The sequence below is a fragment of the Acinetobacter sp. 24-47-62 genome, assembly GCF_056779765.1.
Genome location: NZ_JBWYIN010000001.1, coordinates 138398 through 154663 on the forward strand (window position 1 = coordinate 138398; position 16266 = coordinate 154663).

The following is a 16266-nucleotide window of genomic DNA, read 5'->3' on the forward strand; positions in this document are numbered from 1 at the left end:
TTAGTCATGTGTTTCGATACAAAAAAATATGTATTTCATTGATTTGAATCTCACTCATTCATTGCAATGCATCGCTAAAAAATCAACCTATAAGGTTGACTGTCAGCCAGTGCATTTTGAGCAATGAACAAGTATTGATTCAAGCCCAACTTAGATCAGTTGAGCCCTCTCATCAATTCATCTAAAAGATCATTAATAAACTGAATTCTTTTGTCATTTTCCTCAAGCATAACCATCACTTTCAGACGTTGACCACCGTCCATTCTAAAAAATGTCGGATGTTTTTGCATCATTTGGATAATACTCATCGCTTGAACAGGAGTATCAGGTGAAAATTCAATTTGGCCACCCTGCTTACTCAAGTCAATCTTGGTAATACCTAATTTTTCTGCTTTTATACGCACCTGATGAACAGTAAAAAGATATTTCACTTGTTGAGGTAGCACACCAAAACGATCGATAAGCTCCATACGGATATGATCGAGTTTTTCTTGTGTATCCGTATTACTAATTCGCTTATAGAACAATAAACGCTGATGCACATCACCTAAATATTCATCTGGAATTAATGCAGGCATATGTAAACTAATTTCAGCCGTGAGTGACAAAGGGGCATCAAAGTTAGGAGTCTTACCATTTTGGATAGCTTTAGTCGCTTTCTCAAGCATTTCCATATATAGACTATATCCAATTGCATGCATTGAACCACTTTGTTGCTCACCTAAAAGCTCGCCTGCTCCACGTATTTCTAAATCCTCTGTTGCCAATACAAAACCAGCGCCTAAAGTAGAAGCACGCTGAATGGCATCAAGTCGTTTTTCAGCATCACCTTTTAAGCCTTTAATAGACGGAACCATCAGATACGCATAGGCTTGATGATGAGAGCGCCCCACACGACCACGCAGTTGATGAAGTTGTGCCAAACCTAGCTTGTCTGCTCGCTCGATGATAATTGTATTGGCATTTGGTACATCAATTCCCGTTTCAATAATGGTCGAACACACCAATACATTATATTCTTTATGATAAAACTGCTGCATGACCTGTTCTAACTCACGCTCACGCATTTGACCATGCGCAACTGCAACCCGAGCTTCAGGAACTAACAACCGAATATTTTCAGCCGCTCGTTCAATGGTATCCACTTCATTATGCAAAATATAAACCTGACCACCACGTAATAGTTCACGCAAGATCGCCTCTTTCATCGTGGCATCGGTCTGCTCATTGACAAAGGTCTTAACAGCGAGACGGCGTGCAGGTGGTGTAGCAATAATTGAGAGGTCACGCATACCTGAAAACGCCATATTTAAGGTACGCGGGATTGGCGTAGCGGTTAGCGTCAGCATATCTACATCGGCACGCATCGCTTTAATACGTTCTTTATCTCGCACACCAAAGCGATGTTCTTCATCAACAATCATCAATCCAAGTTGTTTAAACTGGACATTTTCCTGCAAAATTTTATGCGTTCCAATGACGATATCAACTTTACCCTCTGCCAAATCTTCGATCGTTTTTAAGTGTGTTTTATTTGAGCCAAATCGAGATAACACTTCAATACGGATAGGCCAATCAGCAAATCGATCTTTGAAAGATTCATAATGCTGTTGCGCAAGTAAAGTTGTTGGAACTAAAACAGCAACTTGCTTATTGTTCTGTACAGCAACAAAAGCAGCTCTCATCGCCACTTCTGTCTTACCAAATCCAACATCACCACAGACTAAACGATCCATTGGTTTAGCTTGTTGCATGTCGTATAAAGTCGCTTCGATAGCATTCGCTTGATCAAGCGTTTCTTCATAAGCAAAACCACTAACAAACTGCATATAAGCAGTGTGATCTAATTCAAATTGAATACCTGGTTTTGAGTGGCGTCTTGCTTGAATATGAAGAAGTTCGGCTGCAACATCATGTATTTGCTCTAGTGCTTTGCGCTTAGCTTTATTCCAAGCATCAGTACCAAGTTTATGCAGTGGTGCTAAATCAGGATCACCTCCACTGTATCGACTAATCAGATGCAAATTGGTGACAGGAACATAGACTTTGGCATCATCAGCATAATTAAGTTGCAAAAATTCGTGGTCTTGCTCATCAATACATAAAGTCACTAATCCCGCATAGCGACCTACACCGTGATCAATATGAACTACAGGAGCACCTATACTTAATTCAGTTAAACTTTTAACTAAGAACTCTTCAGAAACTTCATGCTGGCGTTTTCTACGGCGTTGTACAACACGATGCTCATAGAGTTGATTTTCTGAAATGACAGATATTTGTCCTTTAATCTCCAAGCCACGTTCAAGTGGTGCATGCGTTACTGCTACTGAATATTGTTGATTAATAAACTCCTGATAATGCTCTACAACAGGAATTTCACCCATACTTGCTCGCAAGGAGTCCTTTAACGATTCACGACGTCCCGCACTTTCAGCAACGAGTAAGACAGGGTGTTGCGCAGCATCAATAAATGATTTTACAGCATGAAATGGCTGTTGATGTTTAGGCTCTACCGCTAAACGAGGTGGCTGTTCAGCAGAGGTATTAATTACACCCGCTTTAGGTTCAAAAACTTCGTCAGATGCGATAATACGAGGAAACTGATTGAGTTGTTCAAAAATTTGATTTTGTTGAAAGAAGATTTGTTCTGGAGCTAATAAAGGTTGATCAACATTATGACGTCGGTCTTCATAACGCTGATAAATATCTTTCCAAAATTGAGTTAATTCACTTTCAATATTTCGATCTGTAATGACAATGGAATGATTTGGTAAGTATGATGTAATACTACTTTGTTCTAGCATTTCTTTTTTTGAAAAGAACAGCGGAAAGTAATAGTCCAATCCGGGTGAAGATATACCCTCCATTACATCCTGATAAATCGGATTTTTTTTCGGGTTCGCCGTTGGAAACTCTTCAGCATAACGGTCTCGAAATTGAGCTCTACCTTCTTTTAAAGGAAACTCTTTAGCTGGTAAAACCTTAAAATGTTCAAGTTTCGTCGTGGTCCTTTGAGTTTCTGGATCAAAAAATTTCAAAGAATCAATTTCATCATCAAACAAATCTATTCGAATTGGAGCATCTTGCCCTGAAGCAAAAATATCAACTAAACTTCCCCGAACAGCAAACTCTCCATGATCATATACAGTATCGACCAAATGATAACCAGCCTGAATCAGGCGTTGTTTCTGCTTTTCTAAATCAAATTTTTGCCCAACGCTAATATCAAAATGCTCACCTAACACCCAAGACGTCGGCGCAACACGTTGTGCCAAAGTTGTGCTTGAAATGAGTAGTATCCCTTTTGCTGGCATATTAGAGAGCACTGATAATCTTTCTGAGACAATATCTTGATGCGGAGACAACCGATCGTAAGGTAAGATCTCCCAATCTGGAAAGATGGTGGGCTTCACACCATAAAATTCAAGTTCACTCTCAAGTTGAGCTAAATGTTGATTATTTCTAGCTACCAGAACAAAGAGTCGATCAGAGTTTTGACTTATTTCTTTTAAAAGCAAAGCGATGGCAGAGCCTTTAAGCGCCCCTAACCATCTTTTTTCGCCAGATTTTATTTGTGATAGATTAAGTTGAGAAATTTCTTTTTGGAACATGAAGATCGCTTTAAAAGTCTGGTAGGACATTGCACTATTTTATCATGTTCAAAATCGAGAATGAGTTATTTTTAGATATCACAAACATTCAGTCGCAAACATTAGCGCTCACGTTTGAATTCACGATAATAATCATTGAGCAATATCACGAATTTTTTTAACTGTTCTAGATTCTGTTGATTATTACCTAATCTCGTAGTAAAACGACCTGTATTCAACTCGAGATCTATTTTCTCTTTGATCAACATTCCCCGATAAAATAAATTTTCCAAATCATCAAAACGAGTAACCTTTCGGTTCGAAAAATATGACAATCTTTCATTTAGTTCATTCAAAACAACGTCATCGATAATATATCCTAATTCAGGATCATGACGAATTTGATGGGTCTGTAAATAAACTTGCTCAGCCGATGGTTTTTTTTGAAACAAATCAGAAATTTTTTTAAACATAGTTCGGTAAGAAAAGCTGAAAACTCAAAATAATGTTTTATCTTAGCATTTGGTCACGAATACACCTATATTCATGACCAAAAAGCACTCAAACTAAAATTAACCGTAATTTTTTCTTAAATATTCTACAATCTTCTTCGATTCGAACAATTTTACGCCTGTATTAGGATCAACTAAATACGGGACTTGTATATCCTTCCCCTTGCGATTCATTACCTTTACAACCTGCTCGCGTTTACCGCCAGCCAAAGGAATATATTTCCCAGGCTTCAATCGTAAAATCGCTGGTCCTTGATCCTGCCAACGTTCTTTAGCAACATTATGAAACTTAAATGGTAATTCAAGTTCTGTGAGTTCAGCGCGCACGATTCTGGTGTATGGACTCGCTTCAAACCCCCACAGCTCAATTAAATGCTCGGGTTGTGGTCTCTGCTTAATCGCTTTATTTATAAAAATCCCACGAGCACCATTAATCAGTGTTCCAGCTAGAGCAACTACAGGCAATTTGGGGTAGTGTGAGAATTGCTTCGGTGTTTGACCTGTCTCACCATAATGCTTAAAAAGATAGTGAATAATATCCTGAGACTCGTAAAGTTTAGCCCCAGTATTTTCATCAATTAAAAAAGGAAATTGAATCTTACCACCAAGTGTTTTTACTTGATCTCGATAGACCCTTCCACCTTTCGGACAAGGATACACTTCGTAGTCAAGATTAAGTAAAGTCAACACCTCTCTTACACGACGACAGAATGGTGATCCTTCAAATTCGTAAAGCTTTAATGCTTTTTCTGGCTGTTTAGGAAACGGTGTACCTGAAGTCCCACGTCCACCTTCTGCAACAGCTGAAGCTAGCGCCTGAGCCACTTTTAATTGATGAATCACCATACTGATTACCTCGTTTTTGTTTTATTTAAATTAATCGACTAATTTTGTCTTGGACACAATAATTCCATTATTGTCTGCATAGATATAATCACCTGGTTGGATTGTGATATTTCCAATTTGAATCGTGATATTGGTTTCGCCCACCCCTTTGCGATTACTTTTTTGAGGTATAGCCGCAAGTGCGTGCACGCCTAGATTTAAACTCGCAATAGCATCAACATCTCTAACACAACCATTAATAATGACACCACCCCATCCATATTTAACGGCAGACTCAGCAATCATATCTCCCATCAATGCACAACGCATGGAAGAACCACCATCTACAACTAAAACTTTGCCTTGCCCATCTGTAGCGAGTAACTCTTTTACTCGTGAATTGTCCTCAAAACATTTAACAGTGACAGCTTCACCCCCAAAGCTTTTTACACCGCCGTAACTTTTGAAGAATTTTCCATCAATAGATGGATACAATACTTGAATATCTAAATCAGGATGGTCATCCAGTAAATCACACGTCACAAATGTTGGCGTTGTCACTTTTTATACCCTCAGTTATGTTTTTGAATCTCTAAATTATCATAAATCTTAATTTTTTCATTTTGAGTTCTTGCGCTCACGACCATAGTATTAGCGACTTGCTCTGCTGTCACTGGCTTATATTTGAATGTATTTGGCAGAAATTGCGATACTCGTTTGAAAATACTCTGAGAAATATCTTCGAGTGTCCTTGTTTCAGCTCTTTCACCAATTAAGAGTGAAGGTCGAATGATCGCCAATTGATAGAGTGATAATGATTTTAGATAATTTTCTAACTTTCCCTTCACTTGATTATAGAAGAATGGAGATCTTTCATTCGCACCTTCCGCACTTACAATTGCAAAAAAAGTATCGGTATTCACGAGCAAATCAGCAAAATGAGCATTTATCTCAAAATCGATATTGTAAAAATTTTCTTTAGAGCCTGCTTTTTTAATTGTACTTCCTAGGCAACTAAACGCATGTGAGAATTCAGAAGCGTCCTCATCATTTAACATTAAAAAGTCATCAATGACCAACTGATCAACTTTAGTGAACTTTTCAAATTGTTCATCATGCTTACGAACAACTACGACAATTCTTTCGCAATCTACCAATTGATTCAAATGATTTACCAAAGATCGACCAACTAAACCAGTTGCCCCTATAACTATTGCACTTTTAATATTTTTAATCATTTTTTCGCCATTCCTTCCAATATTCATATAATCTAACGCGCTAACCGCATTTTATCTGCATCAAAAATGTTGTCAAAGCATGTCAAGACTTGACTTTGCCGCATCATTTAATCACAATATGGCACTTGTTTACGGGCTGGTGTAAATTCTTCTAATGTTTGTATTTAGTTGAAATTTCAGCCCGCCCAGACCAATCAATTTCAAGGAGTGCACGAGTGGCAAACTCTGCTCAAGCAAAAAAACGTGCTCGTCAAAACGTTAAAGCACGTAAACACAACGCAAGCTTACGTTCTATGGTTCGTACTTACCTTAAACGCACAGTAGCAGCGATCGCTGCGGGTGACTACGCAGCAGCTTCTGAAGCTTACAAAACTGCAGTACCTGTAATCGACCGTATGGCTGACAAAGGTATCATCCACAAGAACAAAGCTGCTCGTCATAAGAGCCGTTTAAATGCACAAGTTAAAGCTTTAGCTTCTAACTAAGTTGCGTTAAAAAAAGCCCTTTAAGGGCTTTTTTTATATCTTAAATTTATCAATAATGCTTAAAAAATATTAAAATTACTATCTTTCTTGCTCTATAAATTCACGAATAGACAGCTCATTAGATTCACCACGCCATATCCATTTCAATTTTGCATCTATAAATGCTTCACCTTCAAACCAAACAAACAAACCTTCCATCATTTCTGGCCAATCATGTTGACCAATCTGTGTTTTACCTGAAATCACAGCCAGAATACCAGCCAGAATAGTGTCATGGCTAACCGCCAAACTTAATCCATGATTCTGTTGAGGGTGAGTTTGATAAAGCAAATGTAAAACATCAACCACACCTGTAATTGGCTGCTTCATCCCAGGTAAGGTATTGTTTACAAAGCTATTGATAAAGCCCAAAGCACCTTGTTGCTTAAAATATGGCGCAGCTTGATCGATATCTAAAACGAAGCTACCAGGCTCGACCAAAAGCCCCTGCTCAACAATCTTAATATGATGGGTATTTGACTTAGGATTGATTTGATCAGCACCTTGAATCATCAGTGCAGCAGTATCAATACAACGTTGAATTGGACTAGAAATACAGTGTTCTATCACACGATCTGTTTGTTCAATAAGATAAGCCCCCCAAGCCTGCGCCAGATCCTTACCTTGATCAGTTAATTGCAAATCATATCCAGCGAGTCCTTGACCCACCACCATTTCACGTATTGAGTGGCGAGTAAATAGTGTAACAGGCACAGCAACATCGGGCAGTAAATCAACCGCTCTGAGCATACTTGGAGGAAGCAACTTCAGCGACATAATAATTCTAATAAATGAAATTAATTTGACTATAACACGATGAAATTATAGTTCCACTCCCCTAAAGTACATTTGACAACGCATCTAAAGCCAATTGCCTCATTTCAGGATCACGATAGGCGATAAAACCATTATTCAAAACAGTATCACGCTGATTATAGGTAAATGGCACAGAATCTAAGGTCAATAAACCACCCCCTATACTCTCTAGCAAGCCTTGTCCAGCACTAGTGTCCCACTCAGAGGTTGGATGAAATCTTGGGTAAATATCTATCTCACCTTCAAGCATCATACAAAATTTGTAAGCACTTCCAGCTTCACGACGTATAACCGGTATTTCTCTTTCAATATAATCAATATAGTGTTGATACTTAGGATTTTTACTACTATGACTCAGCCCAATTTGGATGGCATCGACTGGTGAGGCTTTAAATTTGCAATATTTTTCCCAAATATTGTTCATAAATGAATATTTATAAGGAAGATCCGTCAAATAGCCCATATACATAACTTTCTCAGTCGGCACGACTATGACTGAAAATACAGTTTGATGGTTCTGAATAAGACTCAGATTAATTGTAAATTCATCACGTTCATGAATAAACTCCTTCGTACCATCCAAAGGGTCTAGCATCCAACATTGAGGCCATTCATGTCGCTCTGAATAATCACTTTCTTCAGAAATGATCGGAATATCAGGTGTAAGTTTTGCAAGCTCTCTGAGCAGATATTGATTGACCTTTAAATCTGCTTGAGTTACAGGAGAATGGTCATCTTTTTCGTTGATTTTAAAATCACGTCCAGCACAATAGTTTTGATATTCTTCTAATAATATTTGGCTTGCAACAGCCAAAATCGGAACCAAATTTAACATTTGTTGATCTTGGGGAGCATGCGTTGTGATAAACATGGATAAAACCTATTTTTTCTGGCGCTACACACTCTAAGCACGACGATGATATTAAGAACCTCAGCCTAAAATGCAGCGTGATTTAATTTGCATTGTTGGATTTATATTTATAGTAGCAAACCTATAAAATATAACCACTTTGAAACACATAACCCATTTCAATCATAAGAACTCTAACACTTTTAAAACAAAATCCGAAGCATGATTGCCAACAACCCTCAATACATCTTAAATAACACCCGCAATAGTTCCAAAAATCAGAGCGCGCCTTAGAGTCAGTATCAACATAAAAAAACAAGCCTTCTTAAAGAAGGCTTGTTTTTTATTTTTGCTCTTTGACTGGACTTTCAGGCTGTTCATTCGGTTTTTTTACAGGCTCTTTATTTTTAAAAGAGTCCTGATTCCCTTTATCCTCATTAGATTCTTTGTGTGGTTTCGAACTATTATCATGTTTTGTCATACTTCAAACTCCTATGCACCATTTTCAAAAAATATGATGCTTTCATAGCGACTTCTATACTATTTTTGTATTCATTATCAAGATCTAAATTTGTGACCTCACACATCTAATTCGATATAATACGAATGGAATGAAATATAGAAGTCACCACGCACACCCATTCTTGAAGTTCAATTTTAAAATGCTGATGCGAGTCCAACCTTTTGCATCAAATGATGGTGTAAATCGATATTTAAATAACACCCATTTTGTTGTTTTTATTTGTGCTAAATTGCAACAATACCTGAGGAAAGATGAATGAATAAACCCATCATCATGTTCGACATGGATGGAACCCTACTCGATCTTGCTTTTGACGATTTAATTTGGAATCACAAACTCCCTGAGCGACATGCCAAAACTCATCAAATCAGTTTAGAGCAGAGCAATCAAATTCTATTTAAATTTTATCAAGATCATAAGCACACGCTCGATTGGTATTCTACGCGCTTTTGGACAGCCAAAGTCGGCGTTAATACTTTTCAGCTTCAACACGATCACAAAGAATTCATCAAGCCGAGACAGGGATGCATTGCGTTATTATCAAGCCTTAAGCAAGCTGGATACCGAATGTGGTTAGTCACCAATGCTGATGAAAGAGGTTTGGCATTGAAAATGAATCAAGTTGACCTCACCTCTTATTTTGAAGTGATGATCAGCAGCGAAACGATCGGTTTTGCTAAAGAGCGTTTTGAATTTTGGGATCAATTACAGCAAATGCACCCATTTGAACCTCGTCACTGCGTTCTCGTTGATGATACTGCGGTTGTACTCGAAGGTGCTAAATCTTTTGGTATTGAGCATCTAATCACAATTACCCAACCATCTAGCGCTCAACCTGAGCGCGAAAGGTCTAAACTTCAGTATCCTGCAATCAATGATCTAAGATCATTAATCCCCTATTTAGACCAAATTAACCATGAGAAAGAAATGAATGTCAAAACAGCATGAAACTAAAATCACAGATTCAATGCGAATTGATAAGTGGCTTTGGGCAGCACGCTTTTTTAAAACCCGCTCAATTGCCAAAGCAGCAATAGAAGGTGGTAAAGTTCATCACAACAATGATCGTGTTAAAGTTTCCAGAGAAGTACGTGTAGGAATGGAGTTAACGATTCAGCAGGGATTTGAAAAGAAAACCGTCATTGTGAAAGCATTATCATCTGTACGAGGCGGGGCACCTACTGCACAATTACTCTATGAAGAAACTGAAGTCAGTATCGCGCGTCGTGAGTTGCTTTCTGCACAAAGAAAATTGCATAATCTTGCACGACCAGATCATCGACCAAGCAAAAAAGATCGACGTGATATTACAAGATTCCGTCAACAAAATGGTCAGCAATATGACGAAGTTTGGTCATACGATGATGAATAAGTTAAAGCGACAAATACTGTCGTTTTGAAGTTTAAAATTATAGAACAGTCCGATTTTTTCTGTCACTATAAATGCCGTGGACATTAGACTTAATTAAAGACATCCACTTAAGTTATCAGTGATTTACATCGTTTTGAGGTTATGAGATGGATGATAATAAAAGCAAAGCACTGAGTGCTGCTTTAAGCCAAATTGAAAAACAATTTGGTAAAAATACGGTAATGCGCCTTGGTGACAATACTGTTCAAGCTGTAGAAGCTGTATCTACAGGCTCTCTTACATTGGATATCGCACTAGGTATTGGTGGTTTACCTAAAGGCCGTATTATTGAAATTTATGGTCCAGAATCATCAGGTAAAACCACCATGACACTTCAAGCGATTGCGCAATGTCAAAAAGCTGGTGGTACTTGTGCATTTATTGATGCTGAGCATGCTTTAGATCCTCAATATGCTCGCAAACTTGGTGTAGATATCGATAACTTATTGGTGTCACAACCTGATCACGGTGAACAAGCACTAGAAATTGCAGATATGCTGGTCCGATCTGGCGCTATCGACTTAATTGTTGTCGATTCTGTAGCAGCCTTAACCCCTAAAGCCGAAATTGAGGGTGAAATGGGCGACTCTCATATGGGTCTACAAGCGCGCTTGATGAGCCAAGCATTGCGTAAAATTACAGGTAATGCAAAGCGCTCCAACTGCATGGTGATCTTCATTAACCAAATTCGTATGAAAATTGGTGTCATGTTTGGAAGTCCAGAAACCACTACTGGTGGTAATGCGCTCAAATTCTATGCTTCTGTACGCTTAGACATTCGCCGTATTGGTCAAGTAAAAGAAGGTGATGAAATAGTTGGTTCTGAAACACGCGTTAAAGTGGTGAAGAACAAAATGGCACCTCCTTTCCGTGAAGCATTATTCCAAATCATGTACGGTAAAGGTACAAATCAGCTTGCTGAATTGGTCGATCTCGCTGTACAACAAGAACTTGTTCAAAAAGCTGGTGCTTGGTATTCATACCAAGGCAACAAGATTGGACAAGGTAAGAACAACGTGATTCGTCACCTTGAGGAAAATCCTCAACTTGCACAAGATCTTGATCGCATGATTCGTGAACAGTTGTTAACCACAGCGACACCAGCCCCAACTGAAGAAAATGACGAAGAAGCAGATTTATTTGAAGTATAATTTTTCAAAAATTTGAAATCGAAGCGCCCAAATTCTGGGCGCTTTTGTTTAAGTGCATGGATTTAAAATGTCAGAGAAGTTTCCCAAGTTCATTCATTATGAGCAATTAAAATCAATAATGAATGAAGATGAACCTCAACATCTCATCAATGATCAACACTCGACTAGTCAACACCTAACCGATCAAGCACCAGATGAATGTGATTTAGATGATACTCATTCATCAGTTCTAGCACAGAATAAAGGCTTAACAGGGACTCGTTTGAGATCGTATGCATTTGCAGTCTTAACTCGCAAAGAATACTCAAAAAAAGACTTAATCGATAAACTTGCTTTGTATGCACAAAATAAGGAAGAGGTTTTGAGCTTAGTTGATGAGCTAGCGCGAGAAAATTATCAAAGTGATGCTCGCGTTGCAGAAATGACGGTACGCAGCCAATTACGTAAAGGAAAAGGTCCAAATCGAATAAAGCTAGCGCTTAAAAGCAAACACGTTGATAAAGCGTTGGCTGAACCAGAAATGGAAGAAATAGATTGGTATGAACAAGCATACTTATTGAAGGTCAAAAAATATGGCTATGAAGTTGCTCAGGACGCAAAATTAAAAGCAAAACAAATTCGCTTTTTACAATATAGAGGCTTTGAAATGGATGCGATTATGAAAGCTATAAAAAGAAAAGAGAATGAAGAATAAGAAATAAAATTATTATAATGGTGGCAACCCTACTAGCAAAACTCCGGCACATCATAGTTCTGATACCGTTGCTACCTTCCGGTCCTGGCGGGGTTCTCAGAGTACAATTGCGAAGCCACCAGCAGGGCTACCATTGCAAGAACAGAGTATAGAGATTTTTAACGATCTTGCAATACCATAATGGGCTTTAAAGGCACTAAAAAAGTTCAAGTGAATATTTACTAATCTATTAACAACAAACTTGATATTTTTCATCTAAATAACTTCAACTTAAATTTCTTCATTTATACAGTTTCATTGTAAATTTATATTGATTTTAAATGCTATGACGTTTTTAATGATCTGATTATTAAGAATTGAAAATACTCAAAGTTCAAATTTGAGTATGGATACAAATGGAATAATGAACATGCTCAATAAGCGTACTTTTCTTGCACTAGCATTGATGAGCTCAACATCAGTTTTTGCCAATATTCCTATCGAATCAAAAGGATTAAGCCAAAATTCAAGTTTGAACCAAACAGCAGTCGCAGTGAATAACACCGCTACCGCTCCTACCAACACCAGTTGGCAACTTATCCAACAAAATCAACGCTTAGAAAATCAAATTCGTGCACTTCAAGGCAAATTAGAAGAACAAGAACATCAAATTAATCAACTGACCAACGAATTAAAAAATCGCTATACAGATCTAGATCAAAGATTAGAACTCCTCCAACAAAAAATTGATCCTGTTGAAGAGTCCAATGCCGAAGATTCTAATGCCGCACCACCCGCTCCCAATGAGCCAACTGCACCAAACACTAGCACTAACTCAAATACCACAGCATCACAAAATGCAACGAACTTGAATCAAACCAACCAACAAGAACTTGATAAAGCAGCTTATACAGTTGCCTTAGATGCATACAAACAAGGTGGCGCAAAAAAAGCTATTGCACCTATGCAAAACTTTGTACGTAACAATCCAAATAGTGTGTATACAGGTAATGCCTATTTTTGGTTAGCTGAGTTCAATTTAGCAATTGAACCACCCAATTATGAAGAAGCAAGAAAACACTATGAAACTGTCGCTTCGAAGTTCCCAAATTCAGGAAAAGCAGCTCGATCTTTGTATCAGCTGTATAGCATCGCGAAAGATGTAAATAAAAATGTTCAAACTGCTGAAATTTACAAAAATAAATTATTAAGCACATATCCTGACTCAGAAGAAGCTGGATATTTCAAAAAAAGTTAAATAAAAAAGACATCATAAGATGTCTTTTTTTTATGTTAGCAAAAGCCCTTAACGAACAATACCGCGTTTAGATTCATTCAGAGAATCTATAAGGAGCTGTGCTTCAGAAACATTTGGTAGAATTTCAGCAGTAATCTGCTCAATGGCTTGTTGTGTCGTCAGACCACTTTTATAAATCAACTTAAATGATTCTCGCAAACCATTGATTACATCTTTGGACCAACCCTTACGACGCATACCTTCTACATTCATTCCAAATGCATGCGCCGGATTACCAGACACCATCACATAAGCAGGCACATCCTTCAAAATCAATGATGCTCCACCAATCATGCTGTATGAGTCGATCTTACAGAACTGATGAATACCTGAGTTGCCACCGACAACAACAAAGTCACCAACATGCACATGACCTGCGACACCAACATTGTTTGCAAAAATGTTGTTATTACCCACCACACAGTCATGCGCAATATGCGTATTGACCATCAACAGATTATTACTACCAATTTTAGTAATACTTTGATCCTGCACTGTACCGCGATGCAGACTGCAATGCTCACGAATTTTGTTGTTGTCGCCAATCTCAAGCCAAGTTTCTTCACCAGCATACTTAAGATCCTGACACACCTCACCCACACTGGCAAATTGGAAAATTTCGTTTGATTTACCGATGCGGCTATATCCACCAACCACCACATGAGAATGTAACACTGTCCCACTATCAATCGTCACATGAGGACCAATAATCGAATAAGGACCAATTTTTACATCAGAAGCAATCGTTGCCGTAGGATCAATAATTGCTGTAGGGTGGATTAAATCACTGTTACTCATGCTTGCTCTAATTTCTGATGAGAAATAATAATTTCAGCTGTCGCTGCAATTACACCATCAACGCTCGCACTACAAAGATACTTGTAAATACCACGTTTCTGCATTACAAGCTCTGATTTTAACACGAGTTGATCACCAGGAACGACTTGTTTTTTAAAACGAACTTTTTCAGCGCCAGCAAAAAGAAAAAGTGAACCAGGTTTGGGTTTTTCATTGTTCATGATAAAGCCAAGAACGCCAGAAATTTGTGCCATCGCCTCAACGATTAAGACACCCGGCATGATTGGATAACCTGGAAAATGACCTTGCATAAACTCTTCATTTATGGAGACATTTTTAAATCCGACAATTCCATTCTCAGTCACTTCTGTAACACGGTCTACCAATAAAAATGGATAACGATGCGGCAAATATTCACGAATAGTTTGAATATTCATCGGCAATTCAGGAATTGAAAAAGATAAAGTAGACTCTGTCATATTATTTACGCAATTTTAAAGTTGATTCGATTGACTCTAACTGAGCCTGCATATCATCTATTTGTTTGGCTAATTTGGTCAATGGCACATCTGCTAATTGTCTTAGACGAACAACTGTTCGTTTCCAGCGAGAATTTTCGAGTAATCCCATTCCTGAAGAATATGTCCCAGCTTCTAAAATGCTACCTGTGACCATTGACATTCCAGTAAGCGTTACATTATCAACAATTTTTAGATGCCCTGAGATACCACAAGCACCTGCAAGGATACAGTTTTTGCCAATCACAGTACTGCCCGCAATACCGCATTTTGCAGCAATCGCAGTATTTTCACCGATTTGAACGTTGTGTGCGACTTGCACAAGATTATCAATAATCACACCATCATGAAGTATAGTGTCATCCAAAGCGCCACGATCAATACTACAGTTAGAACCAATTCTGACATCATTTCCAATTTGAACAGACCCGAGTTGAGCAATTCGGTTCCACTTACCTTGATAAGGAGCAAAGCCAAAACCCTCTCCTCCAATTACGGTATTCGCATGGATACGGACACGTTTAGCAATTTTAGATCGACCCGTAATCGTGACATGCGAATCAATGAAACAATCCTCACCGATTTCAACATACTCATCAATTTTAGTTTGCGAATGAATTACTGTATTTGAACCAATCACTGCATGTGGTCCAACTACAACGTAATGACCAATGTATACATTATCTCCTATCATAGCACTCGGATCGATTACTGCGGTGGCCTCGATACCACGTTGCACAGTTTTAGATTCAAACACATGAGTTAAAATCGCGAAAGCAAGATAAGGATTTTGTACGACAATAAAATTATTATGCTGATTAAGCTGAGCCTGCATCTCAGAAGTGACAATTAACGCACCTGCTTGAGATGAAATCGCTTCGTCTAAATACTTATCAGAATTTACAAAAGAAATTTGGTTTGAGTTCGCTTGAGTTAAACTTGCAAGACCCTCTAGCAACAGATCTGCATCACCAATAACTTGGCCTTGTACAAGTTTGGCCAAGTGATCGAGACGAAATTGATTTGATTTCATTGACTATTTGATTGCATTAACCTTTTGAATCATTTTAGCAGTTAAATCGTATTTTGGGTCATATGCCAAGGCAGCATTTTTATTTAAAACTAGATCAAGATTATTTTCTTTGCGCAATTGTTCAGCAACTTGTTTAATTCTTGAGTCGAATACTTTATTTGTATTTTGAATGGTACTTTGAACACGTGATTGAACAGTCTGTTGCAAAGATTGGAATTCGTTCATCTTCGTTTGATATTGAGAGGATAGTTGCTGGGCATTCGATTGATTGGCTTGAGCTGATTTAGCCAACGCTTCAATTTCTTTACCCAATTGTTCTAATTTTACCGTTTGCGGTTTAATTGTCTGCTCAAGCTGAGTATTCTGCTGTTTTAAGTACGTGCTATTTTCAACGACTTTTTCTAAATCAATTACCCCATATCCTGCTGCATGCGCAAAGCCAATTACAGATGTGAGTAAAACCGTTGAAATCGTTGTTTTAAACATATTCATTATTATTCCTTA

18 protein-coding genes and 1 other RNA gene are annotated in these 16266 nt (G+C 38.0%); 6 read left to right on the forward strand and 13 right to left on the reverse strand.

What is annotated here, in order from left to right; translation table 11 throughout:
• Positions 1-155 precede the first annotated feature (155 nt).
• The 5 genes from mfd to AC1M87_RS00780 all read right to left on the reverse strand — a co-directional run bounded on the left by mfd (position 156) and on the right by AC1M87_RS00780 (position 6168).
• Complete coding sequence (gene mfd, locus AC1M87_RS00760) at positions 156-3614, reverse strand: transcription-repair coupling factor (protein WP_481592754.1); 3459 nt, start codon at positions 3612-3614, stop codon at positions 156-158.
• A 101-nt stretch (positions 3615-3715) separates the two neighbouring features.
• On the reverse strand, positions 3716-4066 hold the full coding sequence (locus AC1M87_RS00765; protein WP_180027816.1) for a hypothetical protein: 351 nt from the start codon (positions 4064-4066) through the stop codon (positions 3716-3718).
• 99 nt (positions 4067-4165) lie between these two features.
• Positions 4166-4951, reverse strand: a complete 786-nt coding sequence (locus AC1M87_RS00770) for a glutathione S-transferase N-terminal domain-containing protein (RefSeq protein ID WP_180027815.1) — start codon at positions 4949-4951, stop codon at positions 4166-4168.
• A gap of 30 nt (positions 4952-4981) precedes the next feature.
• Positions 4982-5491, reverse strand: coding sequence for a ribonuclease E activity regulator RraA (gene rraA / locus AC1M87_RS00775; protein WP_180027814.1), 510 nt, complete (start codon positions 5489-5491; stop codon positions 4982-4984).
• Positions 5492-5502: 11 nt separating this feature from the next.
• Positions 5503-6168, reverse strand: coding sequence for a Rossmann-fold NAD(P)-binding domain-containing protein (locus AC1M87_RS00780; RefSeq protein ID WP_481592668.1), 666 nt, complete (start codon positions 6166-6168; stop codon positions 5503-5505).
• Between the two features lie 215 nt (positions 6169-6383).
• Here AC1M87_RS00780 and rpsT point away from each other — a divergent pair, with 215 nt between their 5' ends.
• The gene (rpsT, locus tag AC1M87_RS00785) at positions 6384-6653 is read left to right on the forward strand and encodes a 30S ribosomal protein S20 (RefSeq protein WP_035263646.1); all 270 of its coding nucleotides are present in this window, start codon (positions 6384-6386) and stop codon (positions 6651-6653) included.
• A gap of 78 nt (positions 6654-6731) precedes the next feature.
• Here the strand turns inward: rpsT and AC1M87_RS00790 are convergent, their stop codons facing one another.
• From AC1M87_RS00790 to AC1M87_RS00800, 3 genes are all read right to left on the reverse strand, one after another.
• Positions 6732-7469: a histidine phosphatase family protein gene (locus AC1M87_RS00790; protein WP_481592669.1), complete on the reverse strand. Its 738-nt coding sequence runs from the start codon at positions 7467-7469 to the stop codon at positions 6732-6734.
• A gap of 61 nt (positions 7470-7530) precedes the next feature.
• On the reverse strand, positions 7531-8379 hold the full coding sequence (locus AC1M87_RS00795) for a 3'(2'),5'-bisphosphate nucleotidase CysQ family protein (protein WP_180027811.1): 849 nt from the start codon (positions 8377-8379) through the stop codon (positions 7531-7533).
• Positions 8380-8701: 322 nt separating this feature from the next.
• The gene (locus AC1M87_RS00800; RefSeq protein ID WP_171076720.1) at positions 8702-8839 is read right to left on the reverse strand and encodes a hypothetical protein; all 138 of its coding nucleotides are present in this window, start codon (positions 8837-8839) and stop codon (positions 8702-8704) included.
• A gap of 297 nt (positions 8840-9136) precedes the next feature.
• On the opposite strand from AC1M87_RS00800, the gene AC1M87_RS00805 reads away from it, so the two are divergent.
• The 4 genes from AC1M87_RS00805 to AC1M87_RS00820 all read left to right on the forward strand — a co-directional run bounded on the left by AC1M87_RS00805 (position 9137) and on the right by AC1M87_RS00820 (position 12137).
• On the forward strand, positions 9137-9829 hold the full coding sequence (locus AC1M87_RS00805) for an HAD-IA family hydrolase (RefSeq protein WP_180027810.1): 693 nt from the start codon (positions 9137-9139) through the stop codon (positions 9827-9829).
• On the forward strand, positions 9813-10253 hold the full coding sequence (locus AC1M87_RS00810) for an RNA-binding S4 domain-containing protein (RefSeq protein WP_035263651.1): 441 nt from the start codon (positions 9813-9815) through the stop codon (positions 10251-10253). Before AC1M87_RS00805 ends, AC1M87_RS00810 begins: the two co-directional genes overlap by 17 nt.
• 146 nt (positions 10254-10399) lie before the next feature.
• Positions 10400-11443 carry a recombinase RecA gene (gene recA, locus AC1M87_RS00815; RefSeq protein ID WP_035263652.1) on the forward strand — a complete coding sequence of 348 codons (1044 nt, stop codon included), beginning with the start codon at positions 10400-10402 and terminating at the stop codon, positions 11441-11443.
• Positions 11444-11510: 67 nt separating this feature from the next.
• The gene (locus AC1M87_RS00820; RefSeq protein ID WP_481592755.1) at positions 11511-12137 is read left to right on the forward strand and encodes a regulatory protein RecX; all 627 of its coding nucleotides are present in this window, start codon (positions 11511-11513) and stop codon (positions 12135-12137) included.
• A gap of 27 nt (positions 12138-12164) precedes the next feature.
• Here AC1M87_RS00820 and ffs read toward each other — a convergent pair.
• Positions 12165-12261, reverse strand: an RNA gene (gene ffs / locus AC1M87_RS00825) — signal recognition particle sRNA small type.
• 285 nt (positions 12262-12546) lie between these two features.
• On the opposite strand from ffs, the gene AC1M87_RS00830 reads away from it, so the two are divergent.
• On the forward strand, positions 12547-13374 hold the full coding sequence (locus tag AC1M87_RS00830; protein WP_481592670.1) for a YbgF trimerization domain-containing protein: 828 nt from the start codon (positions 12547-12549) through the stop codon (positions 13372-13374).
• Positions 13375-13422: 48 nt separating this feature from the next.
• On the opposite strand, the gene lpxA is transcribed toward AC1M87_RS00830, so the two are convergent.
• From lpxA to AC1M87_RS00850, 4 genes are read right to left on the reverse strand one after another with little or no spacing between them, the layout of a single operon-like run.
• Positions 13423-14211, reverse strand: a complete 789-nt coding sequence (gene lpxA / locus AC1M87_RS00835; protein WP_481592671.1) for an acyl-ACP--UDP-N-acetylglucosamine O-acyltransferase — start codon at positions 14209-14211, stop codon at positions 13423-13425.
• Positions 14208-14690 carry a 3-hydroxyacyl-ACP dehydratase FabZ gene (gene fabZ / locus AC1M87_RS00840; RefSeq protein ID WP_035263658.1) on the reverse strand — a complete coding sequence of 161 codons (483 nt, stop codon included), beginning with the start codon at positions 14688-14690 and terminating at the stop codon, positions 14208-14210. Before fabZ ends, lpxA begins: the two co-directional genes overlap by 4 nt.
• Before the next feature lies 1 nt (position 14691).
• Positions 14692-15762 (reverse strand): UDP-3-O-(3-hydroxymyristoyl)glucosamine N-acyltransferase, encoded by a 1071-nt coding sequence (lpxD, locus tag AC1M87_RS00845; protein ID WP_481592672.1) that lies wholly within the window; start codon positions 15760-15762, stop codon positions 14692-14694.
• 3 nt (positions 15763-15765) lie between these two features.
• A complete protein-coding gene (locus AC1M87_RS00850) occupies positions 15766-16254 on the reverse strand; it encodes an OmpH/Skp family outer membrane protein (protein ID WP_481592673.1) in 489 nt (162 codons plus the stop codon).
• Between the last annotated feature and the right edge of the window lie 12 nt (positions 16255-16266).